The sequence below is a fragment of the Oleiharenicola lentus genome (genome assembly GCF_051660365.1).
GTDB lineage: Bacteria > Verrucomicrobiota > Verrucomicrobiia > Opitutales > Opitutaceae > Lacunisphaera > Lacunisphaera lenta_A.
The window spans coordinates 2,909,898-2,932,322 of the sequence record NZ_JBOZXB010000001.1; the positions used below are offsets into that span (position 1 = coordinate 2,909,898).

The 22,425-nt window shown below is 60.3% G+C and carries 20 protein-coding genes; 9 read left to right on the top strand and 11 right to left on the bottom strand.

Translation table 11 applies throughout. From position 1 onward, the window contains the following. The first annotated feature begins 217 nt into the window (after positions 1–217). Complete coding sequence (locus ACRRQW_RS11065) at positions 218–910, top strand: inner membrane CreD family protein (protein WP_438481431.1); 693 nt, start codon at positions 218–220, stop codon at positions 908–910. 38 nt (positions 911–948) lie between these two features. Continuing rightward, complete coding sequence (locus tag ACRRQW_RS11070) at positions 949–1,629, top strand: hypothetical protein (RefSeq protein ID WP_438481432.1); 681 nt, start codon at positions 949–951, stop codon at positions 1,627–1,629. Positions 1,630–1,688: 59 nt separating this feature from the next. Here the strand turns inward: ACRRQW_RS11070 and ruvB are convergent, their stop codons facing one another. From ruvB to ACRRQW_RS11085, 3 genes are all read right to left on the bottom strand, one after another. After that, positions 1,689–2,735, bottom strand: coding sequence for a Holliday junction branch migration DNA helicase RuvB (gene ruvB / locus ACRRQW_RS11075; RefSeq protein WP_438481433.1), 1,047 nt, complete (start codon positions 2,733–2,735; stop codon positions 1,689–1,691). 90 nt (positions 2,736–2,825) lie between these two features. Next, positions 2,826–4,115 (bottom strand): UDP-N-acetylglucosamine 1-carboxyvinyltransferase, encoded by a 1,290-nt coding sequence (locus ACRRQW_RS11080; RefSeq protein ID WP_438481434.1) that lies wholly within the window; start codon positions 4,113–4,115, stop codon positions 2,826–2,828. A gap of 189 nt (positions 4,116–4,304) precedes the next feature. Continuing rightward, a complete protein-coding gene (locus tag ACRRQW_RS11085; protein WP_438481435.1) occupies positions 4,305–5,315 on the bottom strand; it encodes a hypothetical protein in 1,011 nt (336 codons plus the stop codon). Positions 5,316–5,533: 218 nt separating this feature from the next. Here ACRRQW_RS11085 and ACRRQW_RS11090 point away from each other — a divergent pair, with 218 nt between their 5' ends. After that, on the top strand, positions 5,534–5,905 hold the full coding sequence (locus ACRRQW_RS11090) for a dUTPase (protein WP_438481436.1): 372 nt from the start codon (positions 5,534–5,536) through the stop codon (positions 5,903–5,905). A gap of 216 nt (positions 5,906–6,121) precedes the next feature. Here the strand turns inward: ACRRQW_RS11090 and ACRRQW_RS11095 are convergent, their stop codons facing one another. Together ACRRQW_RS11095 and ACRRQW_RS11100 are read right to left on the bottom strand one after the other, a co-directional pair. Then, positions 6,122–9,322 (bottom strand): glycoside hydrolase family 2 TIM barrel-domain containing protein, encoded by a 3,201-nt coding sequence (locus ACRRQW_RS11095; protein ID WP_438481437.1) that lies wholly within the window; start codon positions 9,320–9,322, stop codon positions 6,122–6,124. Positions 9,323–9,400: 78 nt separating this feature from the next. Next, a complete protein-coding gene (locus tag ACRRQW_RS11100) occupies positions 9,401–9,868 on the bottom strand; it encodes a YiiD C-terminal domain-containing protein (RefSeq protein WP_438481438.1) in 468 nt (155 codons plus the stop codon). Positions 9,869–10,016: 148 nt separating this feature from the next. Between ACRRQW_RS11100 and ACRRQW_RS11105 the strand changes: the two genes are divergently transcribed. Both ACRRQW_RS11105 and ACRRQW_RS11110 read left to right on the top strand, forming a co-directional pair. Then, complete coding sequence (locus ACRRQW_RS11105; protein ID WP_438482354.1) at positions 10,017–10,280, top strand: YkgJ family cysteine cluster protein; 264 nt, start codon at positions 10,017–10,019, stop codon at positions 10,278–10,280. Next, on the top strand, positions 10,273–10,668 hold the full coding sequence (locus tag ACRRQW_RS11110) for a hypothetical protein (protein WP_438481439.1): 396 nt from the start codon (positions 10,273–10,275) through the stop codon (positions 10,666–10,668). Before ACRRQW_RS11105 ends, ACRRQW_RS11110 begins: the two co-directional genes overlap by 8 nt. Positions 10,669–10,713: 45 nt before the next feature. Here the strand turns inward: ACRRQW_RS11110 and ACRRQW_RS11115 are convergent, their stop codons facing one another. Genes ACRRQW_RS11115 through ACRRQW_RS11125 form a run of 3 tightly spaced genes read right to left on the bottom strand, consistent with a single transcriptional unit; the run spans position 10,714 to position 12,992 of the window. After that, positions 10,714–11,631, bottom strand: coding sequence for an intermembrane transport protein PqiB (locus tag ACRRQW_RS11115; RefSeq protein WP_438481440.1), 918 nt, complete (start codon positions 11,629–11,631; stop codon positions 10,714–10,716). Between the two features lie 48 nt (positions 11,632–11,679). Further along, the gene (locus ACRRQW_RS11120; protein WP_438481441.1) at positions 11,680–12,315 is read right to left on the bottom strand and encodes a paraquat-inducible protein A; all 636 of its coding nucleotides are present in this window, start codon (positions 12,313–12,315) and stop codon (positions 11,680–11,682) included. Beyond that, the gene (locus ACRRQW_RS11125; protein WP_438481442.1) at positions 12,312–12,992 is read right to left on the bottom strand and encodes a paraquat-inducible protein A; all 681 of its coding nucleotides are present in this window, start codon (positions 12,990–12,992) and stop codon (positions 12,312–12,314) included. Before ACRRQW_RS11125 ends, ACRRQW_RS11120 begins: the two co-directional genes overlap by 4 nt. Positions 12,993–13,107: 115 nt before the next feature. Between ACRRQW_RS11125 and ACRRQW_RS11130 the strand changes: the two genes are divergently transcribed. Further along, a complete protein-coding gene (locus ACRRQW_RS11130; protein WP_438481443.1) occupies positions 13,108–13,491 on the top strand; it encodes a RidA family protein in 384 nt (127 codons plus the stop codon). Positions 13,492–13,686: 195 nt separating this feature from the next. Here the strand turns inward: ACRRQW_RS11130 and ACRRQW_RS11135 are convergent, their stop codons facing one another. The 3 genes from ACRRQW_RS11135 to ACRRQW_RS11145 form a co-directional block, all read right to left on the bottom strand. Then, on the bottom strand, positions 13,687–14,766 hold the full coding sequence (locus ACRRQW_RS11135) for a type IV pilus twitching motility protein PilT (protein WP_438481445.1): 1,080 nt from the start codon (positions 14,764–14,766) through the stop codon (positions 13,687–13,689). Positions 14,767–14,823: 57 nt separating this feature from the next. Beyond that, on the bottom strand, positions 14,824–16,284 hold the full coding sequence (locus ACRRQW_RS11140; protein WP_438481446.1) for a type IV pilus twitching motility protein PilT: 1,461 nt from the start codon (positions 16,282–16,284) through the stop codon (positions 14,824–14,826). Between the two features lie 125 nt (positions 16,285–16,409). Then, positions 16,410–17,177, bottom strand: a complete 768-nt coding sequence (locus ACRRQW_RS11145; RefSeq protein WP_438481447.1) for a hypothetical protein — start codon at positions 17,175–17,177, stop codon at positions 16,410–16,412. A 107-nt stretch (positions 17,178–17,284) separates the two neighbouring features. Here ACRRQW_RS11145 and ettA point away from each other — a divergent pair, with 107 nt between their 5' ends. From ettA to ACRRQW_RS11160, 3 genes are read left to right on the top strand one after another with little or no spacing between them, the layout of a single operon-like run. Beyond that, positions 17,285–18,970 (top strand): energy-dependent translational throttle protein EttA, encoded by a 1,686-nt coding sequence (gene ettA / locus ACRRQW_RS11150; RefSeq protein ID WP_438481448.1) that lies wholly within the window; start codon positions 17,285–17,287, stop codon positions 18,968–18,970. A gap of 54 nt (positions 18,971–19,024) precedes the next feature. Further along, entirely contained in the window at positions 19,025–20,803 is a 1,779-nt protein-coding gene (locus tag ACRRQW_RS11155) for a hypothetical protein (RefSeq protein ID WP_438481449.1), read from the top strand. Continuing rightward, positions 20,800–22,344, top strand: coding sequence for an exosortase/archaeosortase family protein (locus ACRRQW_RS11160; RefSeq protein WP_438481451.1), 1,545 nt, complete (start codon positions 20,800–20,802; stop codon positions 22,342–22,344). Before ACRRQW_RS11155 ends, ACRRQW_RS11160 begins: the two co-directional genes overlap by 4 nt. Positions 22,345–22,425: the final 81 nt, after the last annotated feature.

Genomic DNA, 22,425 nt, shown 5'->3' on the forward strand with positions numbered 1-22,425 from the left:
ATAAGGTGGAACCTGCTCTCCGAGCAGGTTTTTGCTGAATCCGCATGACACGTATTACGTGTCATTCCCGCTTGTGCGCGATTCGTAGCATGGTGCGCTTCGATCAAGCTGCTCGATCCGGTTTGACACTTAATAGGTGTCAAAGGACAGAGGCGTTTTCGTCAGGATTTCATGCGGACTTCATCAGGAGTTCACGCAGGAGGTGCAGGATTTGGATATGGAAACTGCCGCTCAACCTCCGCTTCTTCAAACGAACACGCCGCGCCGCCGGAATACGGTGACGCTTAAACTGCTCTTCATCGCCGCGCTCGTGCTGGTGCTCCACGTGCCGTTGAAGTTGATCAATGATCTCAGGCAGGAACGCAGCGCCAATCGCGAGGAGGTGCACACTCGATTAGTCGCCGAGCGCACCGCGGTCGATGTCGCGGCGGACACGCCGGCGGTGCGGGCGGCGGAAGGTTATCGCATGACGGAGCGTTCGCTCAAACATGGCGCGCTGGTGCTGACGCTCGTGTTCACCACGTTCTTTTTATTCGAGACACTCGCCGGGTTGCGATTGCACGCGGTGCATTATGCCTTGGTGGGCGCGGCGCTGTGTTTGTTCTACCTCGCGTTGCTGGCGCTCGGAGAAGTGATGCTGCCGGGATTGGCTTACATTGCGGCCGCCGGGGCGTCGTCGCTGCTGATCGTGTGTTACAGCATCACGATTCTACGCAGCGCGCTGCGGGCGACAAGTATCGCGGCGTTGCTCGCGAGTGTGCACGCGGTGCTCTACGTGGTGTTGCGGATGGAAGATTACGCATTGCTCGCGGGAACGACGGCGCTGTTCGTGGTGCTCGCCGCCGTGATGTTTTTCACGCGGAACGTGGACTGGTTCTCACAGGAAGCAGGGAAGGAGGCGAAGACGTGAGTTGGTCGGTGGGCAATGTATTCCGGCGGACGCATCGCGTGGCGACACTGCTCGCTTTGCTGGGCTTCGGTGTTGGCATTACGGGTTTGGTGATGCCGCTCTATCATGATCAGGCGAAGTTTGATCACCTTTATAGGTCGATTGACCCCAAAGTCGCAGATGCAAGCGAAAGCTATGCAAACCTCCGGACAGAATTTCTAACGCCTAGTATCAAGTTTCAAGATTACGGAGTTACGTGTGCGCTGTTCGCTGGTTTAATCTTAGCAGCGAGCAATCCGAGGAAAGTCATGGCGTGTTGGCCCGTATCGTGGTTGAAAATTGCATCAATGGGTGCGTTGGCCGCTGGTGTGGTGACGGGCGCGTTTATTGGCTCACTTTTCCTGGACGCTATTCGAGGTGAGTTTCCTTGGTGGGCCGATTCACTTGGAATTCCGCTAATGGGTGCTCCGTTCATATTTTTAGCGTTTCTCATCTGGGCTTTGTTCAATGCCGGAATGCTAGCGGGGCAATGGGGCGCTGGCGTGAAATGTTGGCAGAGAATCAGGAAAATCTGTGTGTTGGCCGCTGTCGTAGTCCTGTCCGGCCTGTTTTTATTTAGTGCGGTGCAAGGGGACTTTTGGGGACTGGTAAGCGTTGTGCCCTGGTTGTGCTTTTATACAGCGACTTGGAAAGCGATTCGCTCACGCGATAGCCAGATCGTGAAAGCAACGGAAAATTGAATCGTCAAAATCGCGCCCCGTCGCCGGTGCGGAGACCGGTGACCACCTTCAAGGCTGGATCATAACAACGTCGGCTGGTCGCTGCTGCCCGCGGACGCTTTTAGGCCGATGGCGTGGTAGCCTTTGGGCGTGAGAATGCGGCCTTGGGATGTGCGGGCGAGGTAGCCTTCCTGAATGAGAAACGGCTCGTGGACTTCTTCGAGTGTTTCGGCTTCTTCGCCGACGGCGATGGCGATGGTGCCGAGGCCGACGGGGCCGCCACCGTAATTTTCGGCCATCAGACGCAGGACACGTTTGTCCATTTCGTCGAGACCGGCGGCGTCGATCTCGAGGAGTTCGAGCGCGGCGGCGGCGACGGGTTGCGTGATTTTGCCTTTGGCTTTTTCGGACGCGTAGTCGCGGACAAAGTTCACGAGATTGTTCGCGATGCGCGGCGTGCCACGAGCGCGGCTGGCGATTTCCTTGGCGCCGCCGGCGTCGATTTCCACTTTCAACAATCCGCAACTGCGCAGCACGATCCCTTCAAGGGTCGAGCGTTCGTAGTAATCGAGGCGCGTGTTGAGCGTGAAACGCGAACGCAACGGCGCGGTCAGCAAACCCGAGCGCGTGGTTGCGCCGATGAGAGTGAAGCGCGGAATCGAGAGGCGCACGCTGCGGGCGTTGGGGCCTTGGTCGATCATAATATCGAGACGGAAATCCTCCATCGCGCTGTAAAGATATTCTTCAACCGTTTTTGGGATGCGGTGGATTTCGTCGATGAAGAGGATGTCGCCTTCCTCGAGGTTGGTGAGCAGGCCGGCGAGGTCGCCGGCTTTTTCGATCACGGGGCCGGAGGTGACGCGGACGTTGCGACCGAGTTCGTGACCGAGGATGAACGCGAGCGTGGTTTTGCCGAGGCCGGGCGGGCCGGAAAGCAGAATGTGATTCAGGGCCTCGCCGCGACGCTTGGCGGCGCCGACCATGACCTTGAGGCGTTCGACGGTTTTCGGTTGGCCGGCAAAATCGCTGAACGAGAGCGGGCGCAACGCGGCTTCGACCGGCGAAACGGGTGACGTCAACGCGGTGGAGAGGAAATCGGTGCCTTTGTTGGCGGGCTCTTTAGGCATGGTTTTTAATTGAACCACAGAGACACAGAGAGCACGGAGAAACGCATGGGAACTCTGTGTTCTCTGTGTCTCTGTGGTTAATCATTGATTTTACTTCCATTCCACTTCGGCGCCGAGGCTGCGGAGGTTTTCCACGAAGTTCGGGTGGGCGCGCTTGATGGTGTCGGCGTTTTTGACAACGGATTTTCCTTCGATGCTGGCGGCAACCATGTAGAGCGCGACGGCGGCACGAATAATATACGGCGCCTCGACGGTCGCGGCGCGGAGCGGTTTCGCGCCGAACACCGTGATGCGGTGCGGGTCGCTGACGACAACGTGCGCGCCGAACTTCGAAAGCTCCGACATCCACGTGAAGCCGCCTTCGTAAACTTTATTCCAGAACATCACGGCGCCCTTTGAACGCACGCCGAGCGCGATCATGACCGGCAGCAGGTCCACGGGAAAATAGGGCCACGGCGCGGCTTCGATTTTTGGCAGCAGGTTGGTCGTGAACGGTTCTTCGACGACGAGCTTCTGGTTTTTGCGGACGAGAGCGGTGTCGCCTTGGTAATCGATTTTAACGCCGAGTTTGGCGAACGAGCGGTTGATCAAATCGAAGTGCTGCGGGAGTGAGTTTTTAACTTTCACTTCGCCGCCGGTGATCGCGCCGAGGGCGAGGAAGGTGACGACTTCGTGGTGATCGGTGTTGATGGTGAAAGTGCCGCCTTTGAGCGATTTCACGCCGGTGACGGTGAGCTGGCTCGTGCCGAGGCCGGCGATTTTCGCGCCCATCGCGACGAGGACTTCGCAGACGTCCTGCACGTGCGGTTCGCTGGCGGCGTTGAGCAAGACGGATTCGCCGTCGGCGAGGACGGCGGCCATGACGAAGTTTTCCGTCGCGGTGACGGACATGTAATCCGGCCAGTGGCGGCCGCCGTGGAAGTTTTTCTTCAGGCGCATCGTCAACGTGTCGCCGCGTGAGATGATGGCACCGAGTTTTTCGAGAATTTCCAGGTGCGGATCGATTTCGCGGATGCCGAGCGAGCAGCCCTTGGCGTCGCTGGGGATGGAGATTTTCCGCATGCGTTGCAGCAACGGTGCGAAGAGCAATACGGCGGAGCGCATGCCGACGGGAAGTTCGCCGTTGAGGCCTTTCGCATCGAAACCCGAGTGGTCGAGGTCGAGGCGATTGGTGGCGCGGTTCCACGTGATGTTCGAGCCCTGCCCGCTGAAAAACGTCACGAGTTTTTCGACGTCGGTGATGTTGGGCACGTTGAGTAACGTGACTTTGGCGTCGGTGAGCAGCGTCGCGCAGAGGATCGGGAGGATCGAGTTTTTGTTACCTGAGGGCGTGATGGTGCCGCTGAGGGGTTTGCCGCCGTGGATGATGAGATCGGCCATTGAGGGAGTTGAAAGTGAGAAGCTGAAAGTTGAAAAACGCGAAACTCAGACCGGCGCACCGTTGCTGGCTGGCTGCGAGCCCGGTGTTTATCCGGGCCAGTCGCCCGGCAGAAAATAAAAAGGCGCCCGCGGAATGCGGACGCCTTGAGAGTGCGATTGGCGCTCAGTGCGCGGCAAGTGCGAAGTGGCTTAGACGCCACCTTGCTGGCTGCCACCGCTGTTGCGATGACCACCGCCGCCGCCACCACTGCGACCGCGACCGCCACGGTGACGACGACGATTGTCGCCGCGACCTTGGCCACCTTCGCGTTGCTGATCTTGCGGGCGGGCGCCGCCGGAGCGGTGTTCGCTTTGGGTGCGCGCGTGCGGAGCGGCCGGAGTTTCCGACGAGCCGCCGAAAAGCGATTTCAGCCAGCCGAAGAAACCGCCGCCGCTCGCGGGCTTGGCAGCCGTTGAGGACGAGTGCGAGTGTTTCGGAGCTTCGCTGGTGCGCGGAGCTGGAGCCGAGGCGCCGGAGGAAGCGTGTTCGCCACGCGGAGCGCGCTCACGAGGAGCGCCGCCGAAGTTCGAGGGAGTCGGCACGTAATTGTAGCCGGGACGCACGTAGAGGAACTTCGCCGGGATCGCGGAGATGTCCACGGGTTCGGCGGGTTGTTCGCTGCGCTCTTCACGGCGGGGTTCGTCACGACGCGATTCCTCGCGACGTGGGCGTTCCTGACGTTGTTCGCGAGCCGGACGGAAACCTTCGCTTTCCCAAGTTTGGGCAGGCGTGGCTTTCTGTTGGAGTGGCTCAAGGATGTTCAGGCCGGCCGGCTTTTCGTCTTCGGTAGGGAGGACGGGAGCGACAGCGGCGGGTTCGATGGCGGCAGGAGCGACGTAGTTGTCGGGTGCACCAACAGGAGCCACTGGGGCAACGGGAGCCTGCGGGGCAGGCGCGGCGATGACTTCAGGAGCAACGGCAGCCGGCGTTTCGGCCGGGGCGAACGGGTTTTGGTATTCGCGGGGAGCAGTGACGACTTCGATGGCGGTGGGCTTGTAGTCGGACGAGGCCGTGGAGGCAGCCGCCGGAGCGACCGCAGGACGTTTACCGCGGGCCAGGCCCGAGCCGCGAGTAGAGCCGAATGAAGGGAACGCGGCTGCAGGAGCCGAAGGGGTCGCGGTGGCTTCGGCTGGAGCACCGGACGATTCTGTGGAGGACATGTCTATCTATGTTGTTGGTTAGAAGCGCCTGCCAAGGGGTGGCGGCGCGATGTGAATGCCAGCCGGAGCTCGAAATTCTTGCTCAGCCTCGCGCAAGCGCGCGGCAAACAGCGGCAAATAAGGCCGTCAACGTCGTCCGCCCCCTCTGAGAGAGCAACTTAAATTTTCCCCGGCCACGGGCTTGCCAGAGGGAAAACGCCCTTTCAAGCTCCGCACTCATGGACAAACTCGAAGAGATCTTCCGTATGCAAGATGCGTTGAATCAGCGGATTGGCGTTTCGCTTCCGCCCGCTTCGGATGAGGAAAAGGCCAAGTGGATCCTCAATTACACCCGCGCCATGCAGCAGGAAACGGCGGAGTTAATCGACAGCGTGCCATGGAAATGGTGGGCGAAATACCAGAAATTCGACGAGCAAAACGCCAAGGTCGAAGTCGTGGATCTGTTTCACTTTCTCGTGTCATTGGCGCAGACGCTCGGCATGACGCCCGACGATGTTTACCAGGCGTATTTAAAGAAGAACGCCGTGAACCACGCTCGTCAGGAAAGCGGCTACGTGAAAAAAGACGCCGACGACTCGAAACATATTTGAGGTTCGAAGTAGCCCGAGATCTGAGCCCAGTTCCAATTTGGTTTTTGTGGAGGCGGGGCCATGAGCCCTGAGAGGCATTGCGTTTTTACGCTCTTGTAGGTTTCGCGTTTGCACGCCACGTGGCCCGCAAGCGGGCCGCCTACATTATCGATCAATAGTGAACCCGCGGGGCTAATGGCCCCGCCTCCAATTAATCATCCGGTGCGCGGCGGAGCTTTATTTCGGCAACTCGCTGGTAAAAAACACCAACGTCCCGCGATACGTGCCGCTGGCTTGCGCGGGTTGGCCGCTGGGGCCGGAGTTGGCGGCGCTGATGAATTTTGAACCCATCGCCGGGATCGCGTGGAGGAAGGAAATGTCACCGGCGGGGAAATCCACCGTCGTGTTCGGATGGCTGATGCGCGAGGTGCCGAGGCGCAGAAATGTTTCCGGTGGGGCGGAAACGATCGTGAGCGCGCCGGCGGTGGTTTCCAAACGAGCGCGACGCACGCCGGCGAAGTAACCTTCAAATTCGGGATACTGAAACGACTCGCCTGGTTGGAGCACGTGGCGCGCGGTTTCGTGGACGCCGAGCCACGTGCCGTGCAGGCGATTTTGCCAGACCCGGTTCGGGCCTTCGCCGAGCCAGCGCAGCGACTTCATCGCGGCTTCGTCGTGATCGAAGGTGATGCCGTGATAAATAAATTCGCCGGAGAGCGCGTAATCGTAGTCGAGGCGCAGCGTCTCGTCGGCGCGCAGCGTCCAACGGAAATTTGCGAGACCGCCGCGGCTTTCGAGCCACGCGCCATCACTGTTCGTGCCGGTGGTCACCACGGTGGGTGCGGTGGATTTTTCCTCGGGGAAACGTCCGGCGGCGTGGCCGATGCGAAGCGTTTTCACCTGTGCGGGCGTGCCGTCGGCATGGAGAAGTTTCGATACGCGCACGGCGGCGACGCGCTGCGGCGGAAATTCGTAACGCGCGCCGTCCGTGCTGCGGCGCGAGGCGTCGAAGATTGTTTTCCATTTTTCTCCGTCCGCAGAAATTTCGATCTGGCAACCCGAGTAAGGCGTGCCTCGCGGCGTTTCGAAGGCGAGTTCGATCGAACTGGCGGTTTGCGGCATGGCGAGAAAGCGCGTGAGCGCTGAATTCGGCGCGCTCGCGGGCAAAGATTCTTCGCGCCACGACAACCAATTGACCGCTGCTGCCGTGGCTGGCCGCGCGTAAGCGAGGCGCGGGCCGTTGCGGAGCGCGAAAGTTTTCTCACCGGCGCGCAACGTCACGAGCGAACCCGTCGCGGCGTCGAAGGTCGCGGAGGTTTTCCCGGCGGTAAGCGAAATGCGTCCGGCGGCGTTCTCTGCTTTCGGCGCGGAAGCCGTCGCGGCTTTTTCGGGAGGTATGAGTGCGTTCGTGCGTTCCGCGAGTGCCGGCGTGGCCCACATCCAAGTCCAGAGCGGTTCGCCATTGGGATCTTTGACGGTGAGAGCGAGCGCGTCGGCTTCGCGCCAGTTGGCGGGTAAATTTAATTTCAGTTCGCCGCTCGTGTGCGCTGCGATGTCCGGCCCGACGCTGTGGCCGTTGGCGAGCGCGGTTTGCGCGAAGCCGTCGAAGCGCAGCCACGACCACTCGATGCGGCATGCGGCGAGCGAAGTGAAATCGTAGTGGTTGTGCAGCGTGAGCGCGCCGGTGAATTTCTCGTCGAGCACGGGCGCATCGATTTGCACTGGCGACCACACATGGCGCACGGCGTGGTAGCTGCCCTCTTTTTCGAAATGCGGGCCGACGATCCCGTCGGGCGCGAACGTGCTGAACGGATCAAGCGAGCCGTCGCGATCGCTGCGCACGATGGCTTCATCGGCGAAATCCCAGATGAACAGGCCCGCGCCGAACTTTGATTTGCGCGTGGCTTCCCAATAGTCGTGCAAGCCCGCGCCGGCGCCGCCGTCGTAGAGTGCGTGGAGAATTTCCGTGGGCATGACAAGGTTCGGGCCCTGCAAGCGGCGCGCATGCTCGGCGTAGCTCGTGTAATGGAAAGTATCGAGGCCGCCGAACGGATCCCACGGGTGAATCACCGGCCGCTGTTGCGGATCGTAGAGTGCGAAGTCGCCGTCGAGGTCGCGGTTCCAGCCGCCTTCATTGCCGTTGTCCCAGATGATGATGCTCGGGTGGTTGACGTCGCGCTCGACGAGTTCACGCACGAGCAGGCGACCGATGGCGGTGCCGTGCGCGGCTTGCCAGCCGCTGAGTTCGTTCAGCACGTAAAGGCCGAGTTCGTCGCACGCTTCGAGAAACGCTTTATCGGGCGGGTAGTGCGACATGCGCACGGCGTTCATATTCATCGCGCGAATCAGGCGCGCGTCTGCGTAACAGTCTTCGCGATCCAGTGCGCGACCCGACTCGGGACGGAAGCTGTGACGGTTGACGCCCTTCAAGAGCACGCGCTGGCCGTTGACGAAAAGCCCTTCGCCGTCGCGCACCTCAAACGTGCGAAACCCGAATCGTGTGGTCGTGGTGTGCAGCGCTTCGTCGCCGCGACGGCGCGTGAGTTGCACCGTGTAGAGGTGGGGCGTTTCCGCCGTCCATAATTTCGGTGAAGCGGCGCGCGTGCTCAGGCGCAAGCGGCCCGTGCCGCCGGCAGGGATTTTCGCGGAGAATTTTTCGCCGACCGGTTTTTTGTCCGCATCGAAAATTTGTGCGTCGAGGCTTTCCGCGATGATCGACGGGCCGCTGGGGCGGACTTTGTCGCGCAGCGCACCGAGGGTGACATCGACGGTGAACGTGCCGTCGGCGCGCGCGTCGATCGCGACGTGTTCGATGGAGTTTGCGGGCGTGGCTTCGAGCCAGACGGCGCGGTAGATGCCGCCGAACACCCAATAATCGCCGCCGCGTTCGGCGCGCTCGGTGAGGGCGTCGGCGGAAACTTTGCTCACCTCGACTTCGAGGAGGTTGTCGCCGGAAAAGTTAAGGAGAGACGTGACGTCGTAGCTGAATTGCGTGAAGCCGCCTTGGTGAATCGGTCCCGCGGATTTGCCGTTCAGTTTCACAGCGGTGTCGGTCATCACCGCGCCGAACACGAGGCGCACGCGGCGGCCTTCCCACTGCGCGGGCACTTTAAAATTCGTGCGGTAGAACCCGCGCTCGTCGCCTTTCTTTGGATGAACCTGGCCGTAGTCGTAAGAACCGAAGCCTTGGAGTTCCCAGTGTGACGGCACGGGAATCGTGGCCGTTTCACCGGCGCGCCGGCCGCCCGTGACCGTGAATTTCCACGGCACGGCGTCAGCCGGGCCGCGACCGGAAAGGTAATGAGTTTCGGTTTCGGCGGCAGTCGCGGTATTCAGAGAGAGCGGCGCGCTGGCGAACGCCGCCAAGGTGACCGGCAGCGAAACGAATTTACGAACGCAATCGCGGAGAACGCGAAGAGGGGCGCGCAGGGGTAACATGCGCGAAGTCCGCAGCGACCTTTCGCCCAGAGCAAGCCTGCTGTAATTCGGTGCGTCAGCGCGCCTGCCCTAGAAAACTCACACCAACGCCACGAAGCTGCCGTGAAACTCGACGGCATTTTTTCCGTTCGGGCCTTCGACGATCGCTTCCAGATCCATGCGCGCTTTTTTGTGGCGGCGGAGGTCTTCGATAAACTCGGCGGAAATGCCAGGCGGCGGACGCGTGGCCACGGCGCGCAACGCGCCAGTGACGGGCCGCTTGTAGTCCGCGTAGCTGCGTTTCACCACGACGTGCGCATCGATGCCGGCGTCGCGCAGCGTCATCCACAGTGCGGAGTAACACGCCAGAATCGGCATCGTGTGCAACGCACCGCCGAACGCGGTGCCGAGGTGATTACGATTCGGGGCGAGTGGCGCTTCGAGCACGAGGTGGTGCGGGCTGCTTTCGGCCACGCGCAGGCCCATCGCGAGCGTGAGCGGAATTTTTTCGTGGAGAAAAGCCTCGAGGCTTTGCGGAGTCATGGCCTCCGGTGAAAGTGAACTCATGTGGCTGTCTTGGTAGCGACTGGGCGCGGCAGCGCCAAGAAAGATGTCAGGCTGTTTTGACCACGGATTGCGCGGATGAACACGGATCCGAGCGAACCTACGGCAAATTTATCCGTGTATCCCCGAGTTATCCGTGGTTAAAAAAATCATGGAATGTCGCTCGCACTGCGGCGCGTGTTGCATCGCGCCGTCGATTTCCTCGCCGATTCCTGGAATGCCTCACGGCAAACCGGCGGGGATTCCGTGCGTGCAATTATTGGACGACATGCGCTGCGCGATCTTCGGGAAACCTGAGCGTCCGGCGGTGTGTGCCAGTTTACGACCGACGGATGAGATGTGTGGCAGTGCGGCGAGGGATGCCATGTTGAGTTTGAGTAAACTGGAACGCTTAACCCAGCCTGAAGATGAATAAAATTAACGTGCTACTCGTTCTTGTCGCAGTCCTTTCGGCTTTTGCTGCGGCAACCGGAGGCAAAAGGGTATCGTCCTCGAGGTTGAGCGGCACAGTCGTCAAGTATCACTCATCGCAAGCCAGAGCATTACTTGTCGCTGCATCATTAACCTGCGTCACTGCCGCCGTAGTTTCGCTCAAGAAGCGCATTTTGGGTTGGCGATTGGTGTTGGCATTACTGAGCGCAATGCTCGCTCTATCGCTGGGATCTCTGATCTCCGATAGTCTATTCAATACTGGGTCTATCAACGAACTCGCTTGGCGTTTCCTGATCGGACTTTCACAGGCAATTTTTTGGGGATATTTGCTGGTAACTTGGTTTCGCCAAAAAGAAGAATTCGGTAAGTAAAAATTCGAAGTGAAGCCGGTGGGATCACCAACGTGAGGTCGCCACTTAATTCGTCGGCTCCGGTTCGGCGGGGGAGGTTTCCCAGCCTTCGGTGGACTCGGTGATCGGAATCTTCGGTTTCCATTTGAGCCAGTCTTTGTCCATTTCGTCGGCGAGGATGAACTCGGTGCCTTCGTTGGCGGGCTGACTGTTGGGAGTTTCCGGGGTGGCGAAGGCGACGCCGCCGGTGATGAGGGATTCGAGCGAGTTGCTGCGGATCTCGGCGCCGAGCAGGCCGACTTTGACGGAGACGCCGCCGGAGTTCCAAAACTTGGTGTCGGTGCGAACAAGTTGATCGTAAGGGGTGCGAATGCGAATGCGCACGAGCACGCCGTCGGCATTGGGCGTAAGTTTATGCGTCTCCACGAAACCGACTTTCATTTCGCGGAAAAAAATGGGCGCTCCGGGCGTGAGGGCGCCGAGTTTGTCAGAGCGGAGCACGAAGGAACGGCCGCGGTCGCTGTTTTCGAGGAGCGGGGCGCGACGCAGGCCGACGAATTCGGTGGCGGGTTGGCCGCCGGTGCCCGGACGGACTTTCAGGCGCGGGCCGCTGAATAAAGTGTCGAGGCCCTTAATGCCGGAGAAACCGATTTCCGGGCGCACGAGCCAGAACTCGGAATCGGCACGTGCGAGCGACGCGGCGTTTTTGGCGAGTTGCACTTTGACGAGCACGCCGTCGAGTTTTTCGTCGAGGTCGACGCTTTGCACTGCGCCGACGGCGACGCCTTTGTGTTCGAGAATGGTTTTGCCCGGTTCGATGCCGGCGCCGTTTTGGAAGCGGATGATGATTTCCGGGCCGTGGTCGCGGGAGTTGCGCGCGATGAGCCAGCCGCCGACCACGAGCGCGATGAGCGGCACGATCCAAATCAGCGGAAGCGATTTGCGGGAGCGAATAATGACGGGAGCGGGCGGTTTGTTAGTCATGGGCGACGGAAAGTTGAGAGCTGAGAGTTGAGCGGTGAGAGAAATAGCCTACGGTGTCGGAGCTTTGGTCTGCTCGTCGGGCGTTGAAATTTCGTCGATGTCCCAGAGCAGGCGGGAATCGAAGGTTTCGGTGGCGAAAATCGTGAGCACGACGGCGGCGGCGAAGGCGATCACGCCGGGCTCAGGCCGCACGCTGGCAATGGAGCCGAATTGCACTGCGCCCGCGAGGAACGCGACGAGGAAGACATCGAGCATCGACCAGCGGCCGATGAATTTTACGAACGCATAAAGCTTCGTCAGCCCGCGGCGGCGTTTGATCGATTTCGTGTGCACGGCGTGAATGAGGATGCCGAGGCTCACGAGTTTGAGCAGCGGGACGAGTATCGACGCGGCGAACACGATCAACGCGATGCCCCACAAGCCGTCGCGAAATAACGAGACCACGCCGGAGAAAATCGTGTCGGTGCGCGCCTTGCCGAGCAGTTCGATGCTGAGCACCGGCAGAATGTTAGCCGGCACGAGCATGATGAGTCCGGCGACGGCAAAGGCCGAGCTACGCGCGAGCGAGTGAGGCTGCCGGTAGTGCAGCGTGCTGGAGCAACGCGGACAGATTTGCGTTTCCACCTCGGAAGCAACGTTGGTCAACGCGAGCGTGCACGCGTGGCAATGCAGGGTGCGGCTCATGTGACGGGGCCTTTGATTTTTTCGGTCGTGAGCGCTTGGGCGGCTTCATCGATATCGAAGCGCCGCCACGCAATGAGCAGCGCGAACGACATCACCGCGTAGCACCACAAGCCTGCCGCCGGCTCGGCCCGCGCGAGCGAACTGAGCTTGATAAACGCCACCAGCACGGCGAGCAGGTAGACTTCAGGAATTGACCACAACTCGAAGCTGCGCAGCCAGCTGATCATGAAACGCACGCGCGCTGATGGCCGGCCGAACACGATCGGCACGAGCACGGCGCCAAACGTCAGCAGTAACAAAAGCGGCGCGACGATGCCGCACAGCACCACCAGCACGGAAACCCACGGCATGCCTTGATCCCACAAACTGATTGCTCCGGTGATGAGCTGGCTGCGGTGCGCGTTACCGAGTTGGGAGACGTTTACGATGGGCAGCAGGTTGGCGGGCACCCACAAAATCAGCCCGGTCAACACCCACGCGAAGGTGACGATCCAGTTCGAAGCGCGCCCGCGCGCGAGCTGAGAGTCGCAACGCACGCATTTGCTGGTATCGCCGGGACGCAGTTTGATGCGGGTGTGGAGCTGGCCGCAGAGCGGGCATGCCAAAGGCACGTGCTCGGGAAGAGCCGGGACGTGGCTGGTGTCGTCAGCGGGAAAGGTGTCGGCGGTCGAACTCACTTTTTGAAATTAAACGCTTTTGAGAGCGACGTGGCGAGTGACGGTTCGTAGGAGAAATCCCGATTTTAGCGTAATGCCGCTCGGCAGGCGACTCGTGTAGCGTCTTAATCGCGGCATGAAATTTATCGCCCTTCCCAACGTGCCGGCTCCGCTCGGTCATTATTCACCCGGCGTCCAAGTGGGCGGCTTGTTGTTTATTTCAGGCCAGTTGCCGATCGACGCGGCGACGGGAAAATTTGTTGCGGGCACGATTGAGGAGGAGGCGCTGCGCACGCTGAATAATATGCGCGCCGTGGTCGAAGCCGCCGGCGGCAAATTAACCGACATCGCGAAGGTCACGATCTACGTGGCCGACGTGGCCGATTGGCCAAAAGTGAATGCGGTCTACGCGCAGTTTTTCGGCACGCACAAACCCGCGCGCGCGGTGATCCCGTGCGGCGGTTTGCATTACGGCGCGAAGTTGGAAATCGAGGGCGTGGCGGAGTTGAGCCGGAAATAAATCCGGGCGTGACGATTGCATCGAGGTAGGGGCGGTTATCCTTAACCGCCCTCGAACGTGATATCATTTTTGAACGAAAGGGCGGTTAGCCCTGTTCCGGTCTTGCTGGCCGGCCAGGATTTGTCCGGGCCGTCGCCCGGCAAAGGATAACCGCCCCTACCTAACCGGCCCGCCCGGAGGTCGGGCCCTACCTGATTAATGGCCGTCGCCGTCGAGGTCGCCGGGCTTCAATAGCGGGGCGAAGAGCGCTTTGTTGGAGCCTTTCATGTAGGCTTCCTTGGCTTCGACGGTGCCGTCTTTGACGCGCGCCATGAGGCTGTTGTCCATCGTGATCATGCCGTCGGCCGCACCGCTTTCGATGATGCTGCGGATGTTGGCGATCTGGCCGGAGCGAATCGTATTCGGCAGCGCTTCGTGCTGGAGCAAAATCTCGTGCACGGCGACGCGGCCCTTCGGAATTTTTTTGCAAAGCAGCTGGGCAACGACACCCGCGAGCGCGCCGGCGAGCATGACGCGCACCTGGTTTTGTTCTTCGGCGGGAAAGGTGTTTATGATGCGGTCGACGGTTTTCGGCGCGTTGTTGGTGTGGAGCGTGCCGAACACGAGCATGCCCATCGAGGCGCAGGAAAGCGCGAGCTTGATGGTTTCCATTTCGCGCATTTCGCCGAGGAGCACGATGTCGGGATCGTGGCGCATCGCGCCTTTCAACGCGGCACCGAAGGTCGCGGTGTGATCGCCGACTTCGCGGTGCACGATGACCGACTTCTTGCATTGATGGACGAACTCGATCGGGTCTTCGATCGTGATGATGTGGCGCGCGAGGTTATCGTTAATGTAATCGATCATCGCGGCGAGCGTGGTCGATTTGCCGGAGCCGGTCGGGCCGGTGACGACGACGAGGCCCTGGTCGAGGTGGCAAAGTTTCTTGAGCGCCTCGGGTAAATTCAGCTGCGCGAACGAAAGAATTTTTGCGGGAATCTGGCGGAGCACCGCGCCCTGGCCCCAGTGGTTGTAGAGGAAGTTGGCGCGGAAACGGGCGAGGCCGGGGACTTCGTGCGCGAGGTCGAGGTCTTTTTTCTCCAGGAATTCCGTCCAGCGTTTCGGCGGGCAGATTTCCTTGAGGTAGGCTTCCATTTGTTTCGCGTCGAGCGGCTTGTCGCCGATGACTTGGAGCGAACCGGAGATACGCGACTTGGCGGGGAGACCGACGGTCAGGTGCAAATCAGAACCGCCCTTGTCGAGCATGGTGCGAAGGAGTGAGTCGATGGCGGCCATGAAATCGGAGATGGGAGTTGGAAGATGGGAGATGAGGGGCGAACCAAGCTGGCGCGATTAAACGACTTTCGCGCGGACGTTGCGGGTGCTGGTGTTGATGAGGGCCGTCTCTTTAGAGATGCGTTTTTGCTGATAGAGTTCGAGGACGACGTTTTCCATGATACACATGCCTTCCTTGACGCCGGTTTCCATGACGTTGCGGAGGCTCTGCGATTTGCCTTCGCGGATGAGCGCCTGGATGGCGGTGTTGGAAATCATGATCTCGCACGCCGACACAAGGCCGCCGTCGAGGGCGGGCAGGAGGCGTTGGCAAATGATGCCGCGCAAACTCTCCGCGACACTTGCACGGATCTGCGTTTGTTGGGCGGGCGGGAAGACGTCGAGCAAGCGATTCAGCGTCGTGGCGGCGTCGCTCGTGTGCATCGTGCCGATGACCAAGTGACCGGTTTCAGACGCGCTGATGGCCATCTCGATGGTTTCGAGATCGCGCAATTCGCCGATGACAATGACGTCGGGATCTTCGCGGAGCGCGCCTTTGAGGGCGGTGAAAAACGATTTCGTGTGCGGGCCGACTTCGCGCTGCGTGACGTTGCAGCCTTTCGGCATTTGCACGACTTCGATCGGATCTTCGACGGTGATGATGTGATCTTCGCGCTTCTCATTTAATTCCGCGACGAGCGCGGCGAGCGTGGTCGTTTTGCCCGCGCCCACGGGGCCGGTGATCAGGATGAGGCCGTTGTGGTAGGTGAGGAGTTTGCGAATCGTGTCGAGGTTGCGCAGGCCGAGGTCGTCGAGTTTCGGGATGCCGGCGGGCACCATGCGGTAGGAGCCGGACGCGCCCCATTTGTGAAACATCAGGTTCACGCGGTAGCGGTGGTCGGCATCGAGCGCCAAGGCGAAGTCGTAGTCTTTGCGGTCGAGGAAAATTTCCTTTTGGTGGGAAGCGAGCAGCGCGGTGTTGAGGCGGAGCGCGTCCTCTTGTTTGAGCGGGTGCGGGCTGAGCGGCGTGATCGCGCGGTGCTTGCGGATGAACGGCGCCGAGCCGGCGGAAAGATGCAGGTCACTTGCGCCGTGTTCGCCGGTGGCGATCAGAAGTTTGCGCAGGCCGGCGGCGAGGGCGGCATCGTCCATCGTGCCGATTTTATCGAAAGCGAATTCTGGCTTCGGGCCGGAGGGCTTGACGTTGGCGGGCGGAGCGGCCGGCGCGGATGCGGCGGGTTTTACGACGTGACTGGCGACGCTCAATTTTGGCGCGGGAGCCGGCGCGGGCGTGTCTTCATCGAGCAACGGGTTGCCGGGCGGCGGGCCGACTTGGGCGCGCTCATGGGCTTGGGCGAGGAGGGTTTCGAGCCGGCTCATCTCCTGTTCGTGCACGATGTCGCCGTCGATGAGCTGTTGCGCAAATTCCATCATCTGCGCATCGCGTCCGACGGCCTTTAAGGTAGCGAGCGCTTGTTCGCGGCTGAACAACTTCTCGGCGAGACCGAGGCGGATGACCCAGAGGATTTCGTTATTCATGCGAGGGAGTGGGAATCTAAAGAAACGTGCCGAGGAATTCGCCGGAGAATTTTTTCATTAGCCAAACGGTCACGCGCTTGGATTTCAACGCGCACGCAGCCAAGCGTCGAGCCGGAAGAATGATTTTAGCGGGGGATGCTGAGTTCGTTCGCCAGCGTATCGAACCAGGCGCGAGCGTCGGCGGTTTTGGTTTCGATCTCGGCGGGGGATGAGACGTAGAGCAGTCGCGTGAAACGCGCGGCGTCGGTCGACGGAAGAATGCGATGCAAGTAGCGCATCGACCAGTTGCTGCGCAGCGGGTCGTGTTTCATGCGGAGCAATTCCACGAGTGGCACGAGGATCAGCCCGTGATACATGCTGAAGGCATCGATGGGTTGCTGGCGCCAGATTTCCTTCGGCACGAGGATCGCGAGCATGTCGACGCGCGTGCGCAACGACGCGATGCGCGCGGGGAATTTCGCGGCCAGCGCGGCGGCATCGACGGGCGGCGTATTCGCGAAAATCGCTTTGCGGTCGAAAAATACGTGCACGTCGCCATGAAATTCGCGCTCGGTGAATTTCTGCGGGTTGCCGAGCCGCATCACGCAGAAATCGAGGAGCAGCCACGGCCGCGCGTCTTTGAAACGATAAAAACGCTGGCTGTGCCCGTGCCACGTCGGTTCCGGCACGTAATAAATGAGGTCGACAGGCGCCACGCGGGCGAGCGCGGTTTCAACTGCTTCGAAAGCGGTGGCGATTTTATCGTCGTCCACCACGACGTGGAGATCGACGTCTGACCAGTCGTCGTTGCGCTTAAACGCGACCGAGCCGCCGAGCCAAAGGGTGTGCGCGAAAGTGAGGGGTTCGAGCGCGGCGCGCACGGTGTCGATGAGCGTCTGGCGATCCAAGGGCATGGGCGAAGGTTGGAAAGTTGCGAAGGAGGCGTCAACGCGCGGGAGGCGGAATTGTAGCGCGCTTCGCGTTTGCATCGGGCGGAGGCGTTCGTTTGCTGGGCGGACTCATGGCAACCGAAGCAGCCCCGAAAGTCATTTTCTCGATGATCGGCGTCTCGAAGAAAATCGAGCGCAAGGAAATCCTCCGCGACATCTCGCTGTCGTTTTATTACGGCGCGAAGATCGGTGTGCTCGGCCTGAACGGTTCCGGCAAGTCGTCGCTCATGCGCATCCTGGCGGGCATCGACAAAGACATCGATGGTCACGTGCATTTCGAGCCGGGTTATCCGGTGGGTTTTTTGCCGCAGGAACCGGCGTTGACGCCCGGCAGCACGGTGCGCGCGTGCGTCGAGGAAGGAGTGAAGCACCTCACGGATTTGACGGCGGCTTACGATGCGAGCTGGGACGAAATTGCCGAAGCGGCGGACGACAAGGCGCGCGACGCGATTTCCGACAAGCAGGCGAAACTTCAGGAAGAAATCGAGCGCCTCGGCGCGTGGGATGTGACGCCGATGGTCGAGCAGGCGATGGAAGCGCTGCGGTGTCCGCCGGGTGAGGCGATCGTGGACAATCTTTCCGGTGGTGAACGGCGCCGCGTGGCGCTCGCGCGGTTGTTGTTACAGAAACCGTCGATTCTGTTGCTCGACGAGCCGACAAATCATTTGGACGCCGAGAGCGTGCATTGGCTGGAGCAACATCTGGCGCGTTACGAAGGCACCGTCATCGCGGTGACGCACGATCGTTACTTCCTCGATAATGTCGCGGGCTGGATTCTCGAACTTGACCACGGGCACGGGATTCCATGGAAGGGTAATTACTCGTCGTGGCTCGAGCAAAAGCAGGCAATCTCCGCCGTCAACGAGCGCACGGAAAGCAAACGCCAGAAAGCGATGGCGCGCGAACTCGCGTGGATTCGGCAGGGTGCGAAGGCGCGGCAGGCGAAAGGACAGGCGCGCATCAATGCTTACGAACAGATGCTGAAGGCCGACGTCGCGGAACAGGAGAAGCAGTTTGAAATCATCATCCCCCCCGGCCCGCGCCTCGGCACGCTCGTGGTGCAAGGGCAGGACGTGACGAAAGCCTATGGCGACAAACTGCTGTTCGAAAAACTGTCTTTCTCGCTGCCGCCCGGTGGCATCGTGGGCATTATCGGGCCGAACGGTGCGGGCAAAACGACGCTGTTTAAACTTATCACGAATCTCGAAAAGCCCGACGCAGGCTCGTTCAAGGTCGGCGAGAGCGTGAAGTCGGCTTACGTGGAGCAATCGCGCGATTCGCTCGAAGGGAATAAAACGATTTGGGAAGTCATCAGTGACGGCCAGGAATTGATGCCGCTGGGAAATCGATCGGTGAACAGCCGCGCGTATTGCGCGCAGTTCGGTTTCACGGGCGCGGATCAGCAGAAAAAAGTCGGCGTGCTTTCCGGGGGCGAACGCAACCGCGTGTTGCTCGCGAAGGTATTAAAGAGCGGCGCGAACCTCATCCTGCTCGACGAACCGACCAACGATCTCGATGTGAATTCGATTCGCGCGCTCGAAGAGGCGCTGGAAACCTTTGCCGGATGTGCGGTGATTATTTCCCACGATCGCTGGTTCTTGGACCGAGTGGCGACGCACATCATGGCGTTTGAAGGCGACAGTTACGTGCATTGGTTCGCGGGAAATTATTCGAGCTACCTCGAAGACTTTAAGAAACGTAAAGGCAAAGACGCCGACCAGCCGCACCGGATCAAATACCGGAAGCTGACGCGCTGAGTCTTAGGAGAGATTAGCACTGGACTTAGGGTCGTAGGGTTTTAGCCCTAGGTCATGGCGCTGCTGCAACTCTCGCGGAAAAAAAAGAGAAAGCCGAAATGGCTGCCGGCTTTGAAGCTGTTGGTCGTGGCTGGAATTTTATTTGCCGGTTGGAAATCGATCGGCCCGCTCAAGCACCAATACCGCACGTGGAAACAGCAACGTGCGCTCGCGCAGGCGAAGACATTTATTGAAAAAAACGATCCGCAGAATGCGCAGATCGCGCTCGAACTCGCTCTGACCACGGTGCCGAACAGCGTCGATGCGTGGCGGCTCGCGGCGGAGATGCTGGAGCAAGTCGGCGCGCCGCAAGCGATGCGTTTGCGGCGTCGGGTCGTGGATATGCAGCCCAATTCGGTCGAGGATCGCGCGGCGCTTATTCTGTCGGCGCTGAAATTCAAGGACATGAACGCCGCGCGCGATGCGATCAGCGACATGACCGTCGAGCAGGGGTCGCAGTTGCCCGCGTTGCGCGCGCAACTCGCTTATGCGCTCGCCACGGACAACGCCCCGATTGCCGATGCGATTTTTGACCAGATCAAAAAACTCACGCCGGACGACACGGAGTTAAAAATATCCCAACTCGTGCTTTCGTTGCGCGCGCCCCGCGCCGAACGCGTGGAGGCGGCGCGCCAGCAGTTGGTCGCGCTCGCGGAGAATCCAAAATACCGGCTACGCATCAAACGCGAATTGATGAACGAAGCGTTGCTCCGGAAAAACTTCGCTGCCGCCCGGGCGTTTGCCAGTGAGATCGCCGCCGATCCTGAATCAAAATTGGGAGATCGGTTGAATCAGGCAAATATCGCGTTGCTGGTCGACCAACGGCCGTTTGAGGAAGTTTACGAGGCCACGGTGAAGTCCGTCGGCACCTCAGAAACCGATGCGCTCGAATGGACGCAGTGGTTGCTGGCACAAGGTAAAGTGAGTGAAGCGGATCGCTGGATCGCCGGGTTGCCCGAAGAGTCACGCAAGGCGGCTGCATTGATTACGGTGCAGGCCGATATCGCGGCAGCGTTGAAGCAGTGGGAGCGGCTCGCGCCTTTACTCGAAGCCGGCGCGTGGGGACCGGTTAAAGCAGAAACGGTCAGCCTGGCGATGTCGGCGAACGTCAGTCCGGTGCGCGAAAACAAAACGTTGCGCGCGCAAGTGTGGGACGAAGCCGTGCGCTCGACGAATGCAAGCCTTGGGTCGTTGCGGGTGTTGCAGAAACTCGCGAGCGGGTGGGGTTGGGAAGAAGAGTCCGAGCGCACGTTGTGGGTGACGCTGCGCAGCTACCCGGACCAGACTTGGATTCATCAATTGCTTTTTAACACGTATCGTTCGCGCAAAGATGCCGATTCGATGCGCAACGTGATGTCGTTGCTGCGCGAAGCAGAGCCCACGGTGTCACGTTACCAACACGACTGGGCGTTATTGAGTTTGCTCACCGATCCCACGCTCGCCTGGACGCCACCGAAAGAAACGTTGAAGAAGCTCGCGGCGGATAGTCCCGCGAATCCCAATTTCGCGGTCAGTTATGCGTTTGCCTTGGCCCGCAGCGGACGCGGCACGGAAGCCGCGGCGGTTTTGGAGAAAGTATCGGCGGAGGAACTCGCCCGGCCGGTGCGTGCGCCGTATCTTGCTTACATTTACGCGGCAGGCGGGCAGGCGGCCAAAATTGGCGCGCTCGAAGAAGCGACGAAAGGAGTGGATTTGCTAAAAGAGGAATCGCGGCTTTTTGCCGCCGCCCGTGAACTCGCGGCAAACCCAAAGCCCTCGACCACCACTGCGGAAACGATCCCGTCTAAAAAATGACGTCTAGCGCTGCGCGTCCGGCAAGTGGATCAGTCTTTGTGGTGTGGTTTTTCGCAGTCGCGGTGGTCGCGGCATTGCTCATGCCGTTGATGAAGGCGTGGGGCATGGCGACCGACCTGGGGCACGGTTGGGGCGCGCCACTCTTAATCGCTTATCTTTACTGGGAACGATGGGATGAGCGGCCCACAGTCGCGGTGAATGCGCGGGCCTCGGCAATTTGGTGGACGAGTGCTGCGACGATTTTGTGCCTGCTGGTGCCGCTGCGGCTTTGGGTGACGCCCTTTCCACTGTGGCCCGCGTTGGTTTTAATTTACGTGGGTTGCGTCGCGTCGCTCGTGATGGCGGGTGCGTATCTTGTCGGCGGCCTACGCGGCGTGCGCTGGATCGGCGGGCCGTTGTTGATTCTCGCAGGCACGATTCCGTGGCCGCAACAGATCGACCAAGGGATTATTCAACCGTTGCGCGGAGGGTTGGCGGAGATCGCGGCGGAGTTAATTAATCTGACCGGCCATCCGGCGATCGCGTCCGGCACCACGGTGCGCTTTGGCGCGGGTTGGGTCGGCGTGGACGAGGCCTGCGGAGGCATCCGTTCGTTACAGGCGTCGGTGATGATGGCATTGTTTTTCGGCGAGTGGTTGCGTCTGAAATGGCAGCGCCGAATTGCGCTCGTGGTTGTCGGCATCGGTGCGGCGCTAGCGGGGAATTTTCTGCGGATTTTATTTCTCGCCTGGCGGGCAACCGCCGGTGAGGAAGCGGTGCAAAATGCTCACGACCTCGCGGGCTGGCTCGCGCTGGGTTTGAGTTTGGTGCTCGTCGGGGTGTGTGCGTGGCGATGGTCCAAGACACACGCGGTTGAAAAAGTGACGCTGTCGCAGCGAGTCGTTTCTCCGATTGCGAACTCCGTGGCGCGGTGGTGCGTGGTGGTGACGGCGGGGTTGTTGTTAATCGAGCTGACTAATTTCATTTGGTATCAACGCGGGAGCGCCGCACGGAGCGACGTGCCGCAGTGGACGATTCGCCTGCCGTCTGCGCATCGGACTTTTAAAGACGTGCCGCTGCCGGATGTATCGCGGGATATTTTGCGTCCGGATTTCTACGCGGCAGGCACGTGGACTCAGTTACGTGACCGAGAGGCCGGCGCTTACTACGTAGAATGGCGGCGTGGGCAAACGGCGCGTTTTGTGCCGGTCCTGCATAATCCCGCCGTGTGCCTTCCTTATGTGGGGTGCGAGTTGGTCGAGGCGCTTGGTGAGATTCGTGTGCCTTGGTCAGGTGGCGAAATTCCGTTTCAAACCTTCTTGTTTAGGCGCGGCAGCGAACGATTTGTGGTCGCTTTCGTCGTTTGGGATCCGCTGCGCGGACAACCGCTCACGCGGCCTGCGATTCAAAGTCGCTTGGACTGGTTGAAAATGCAGTGGAGCGACGTAACGGAAGCTCGTAAAGATCAGCCTGGCCAAATGGTTGCGGTGCTTCTCACCGGCTCAACCAATACGGTCGAGCTCAAGGCGCTTATCCAGGACTTGGTGACGCCAGTGCCTTAAAAGGGCTGTAAAATCCATCTCGCGGCAGTTGTTGTGAACAAATAACTTAAAAAACACTTGCGAAGGCCCTATAATTCCTAG

Coding starts and splice junctions, on each gene's coding strand:
- ACRRQW_RS11065 (WP_438481431.1), top strand. CDS start 218: ATGGAAACTGCCGCTCAACCTCCGCTTCTTCAAACGAACACGCCGCGC.
- ruvB (WP_438481433.1), bottom strand. CDS start 2,735: ATGCCTAAAGAGCCCGCCAACAAAGGCACCGATTTCCTCTCCACCGCG.
- ACRRQW_RS11080 (WP_438481434.1), bottom strand. CDS start 4,115: ATGGCCGATCTCATCATCCACGGCGGCAAACCCCTCAGCGGCACCATC.
- ACRRQW_RS11085 (WP_438481435.1), bottom strand. CDS start 5,315: ATGTCCTCCACAGAATCGTCCGGTGCTCCAGCCGAAGCCACCGCGACC.
- ACRRQW_RS11090 (WP_438481436.1), top strand. CDS start 5,534: ATGGACAAACTCGAAGAGATCTTCCGTATGCAAGATGCGTTGAATCAG.
- ACRRQW_RS11095 (WP_438481437.1), bottom strand. CDS start 9,322: ATGTTACCCCTGCGCGCCCCTCTTCGCGTTCTCCGCGATTGCGTTCGT.
- ACRRQW_RS11100 (WP_438481438.1), bottom strand. CDS start 9,868: ATGAGTTCACTTTCACCGGAGGCCATGACTCCGCAAAGCCTCGAGGCT.
- ACRRQW_RS11105 (WP_438482354.1), top strand. CDS start 10,017: ATGGAATGTCGCTCGCACTGCGGCGCGTGTTGCATCGCGCCGTCGATT.
- ACRRQW_RS11110 (WP_438481439.1), top strand. CDS start 10,273: ATGAATAAAATTAACGTGCTACTCGTTCTTGTCGCAGTCCTTTCGGCT.
- ACRRQW_RS11115 (WP_438481440.1), bottom strand. CDS start 11,631: ATGACTAACAAACCGCCCGCTCCCGTCATTATTCGCTCCCGCAAATCG.
- ACRRQW_RS11120 (WP_438481441.1), bottom strand. CDS start 12,315: ATGAGCCGCACCCTGCATTGCCACGCGTGCACGCTCGCGTTGACCAAC.
- ACRRQW_RS11130 (WP_438481443.1), top strand. CDS start 13,108: ATGAAATTTATCGCCCTTCCCAACGTGCCGGCTCCGCTCGGTCATTAT.
- ACRRQW_RS11135 (WP_438481445.1), bottom strand. CDS start 14,766: ATGGCCGCCATCGACTCACTCCTTCGCACCATGCTCGACAAGGGCGGT.
- ACRRQW_RS11140 (WP_438481446.1), bottom strand. CDS start 16,284: ATGAATAACGAAATCCTCTGGGTCATCCGCCTCGGTCTCGCCGAGAAG.
- ACRRQW_RS11145 (WP_438481447.1), bottom strand. CDS start 17,177: ATGCCCTTGGATCGCCAGACGCTCATCGACACCGTGCGCGCCGCGCTC.
- ettA (WP_438481448.1), top strand. CDS start 17,285: ATGGCAACCGAAGCAGCCCCGAAAGTCATTTTCTCGATGATCGGCGTC.
- ACRRQW_RS11155 (WP_438481449.1), top strand. CDS start 19,025: ATGGCGCTGCTGCAACTCTCGCGGAAAAAAAAGAGAAAGCCGAAATGG.
- ACRRQW_RS11160 (WP_438481451.1), top strand. CDS start 20,800: ATGACGTCTAGCGCTGCGCGTCCGGCAAGTGGATCAGTCTTTGTGGTG.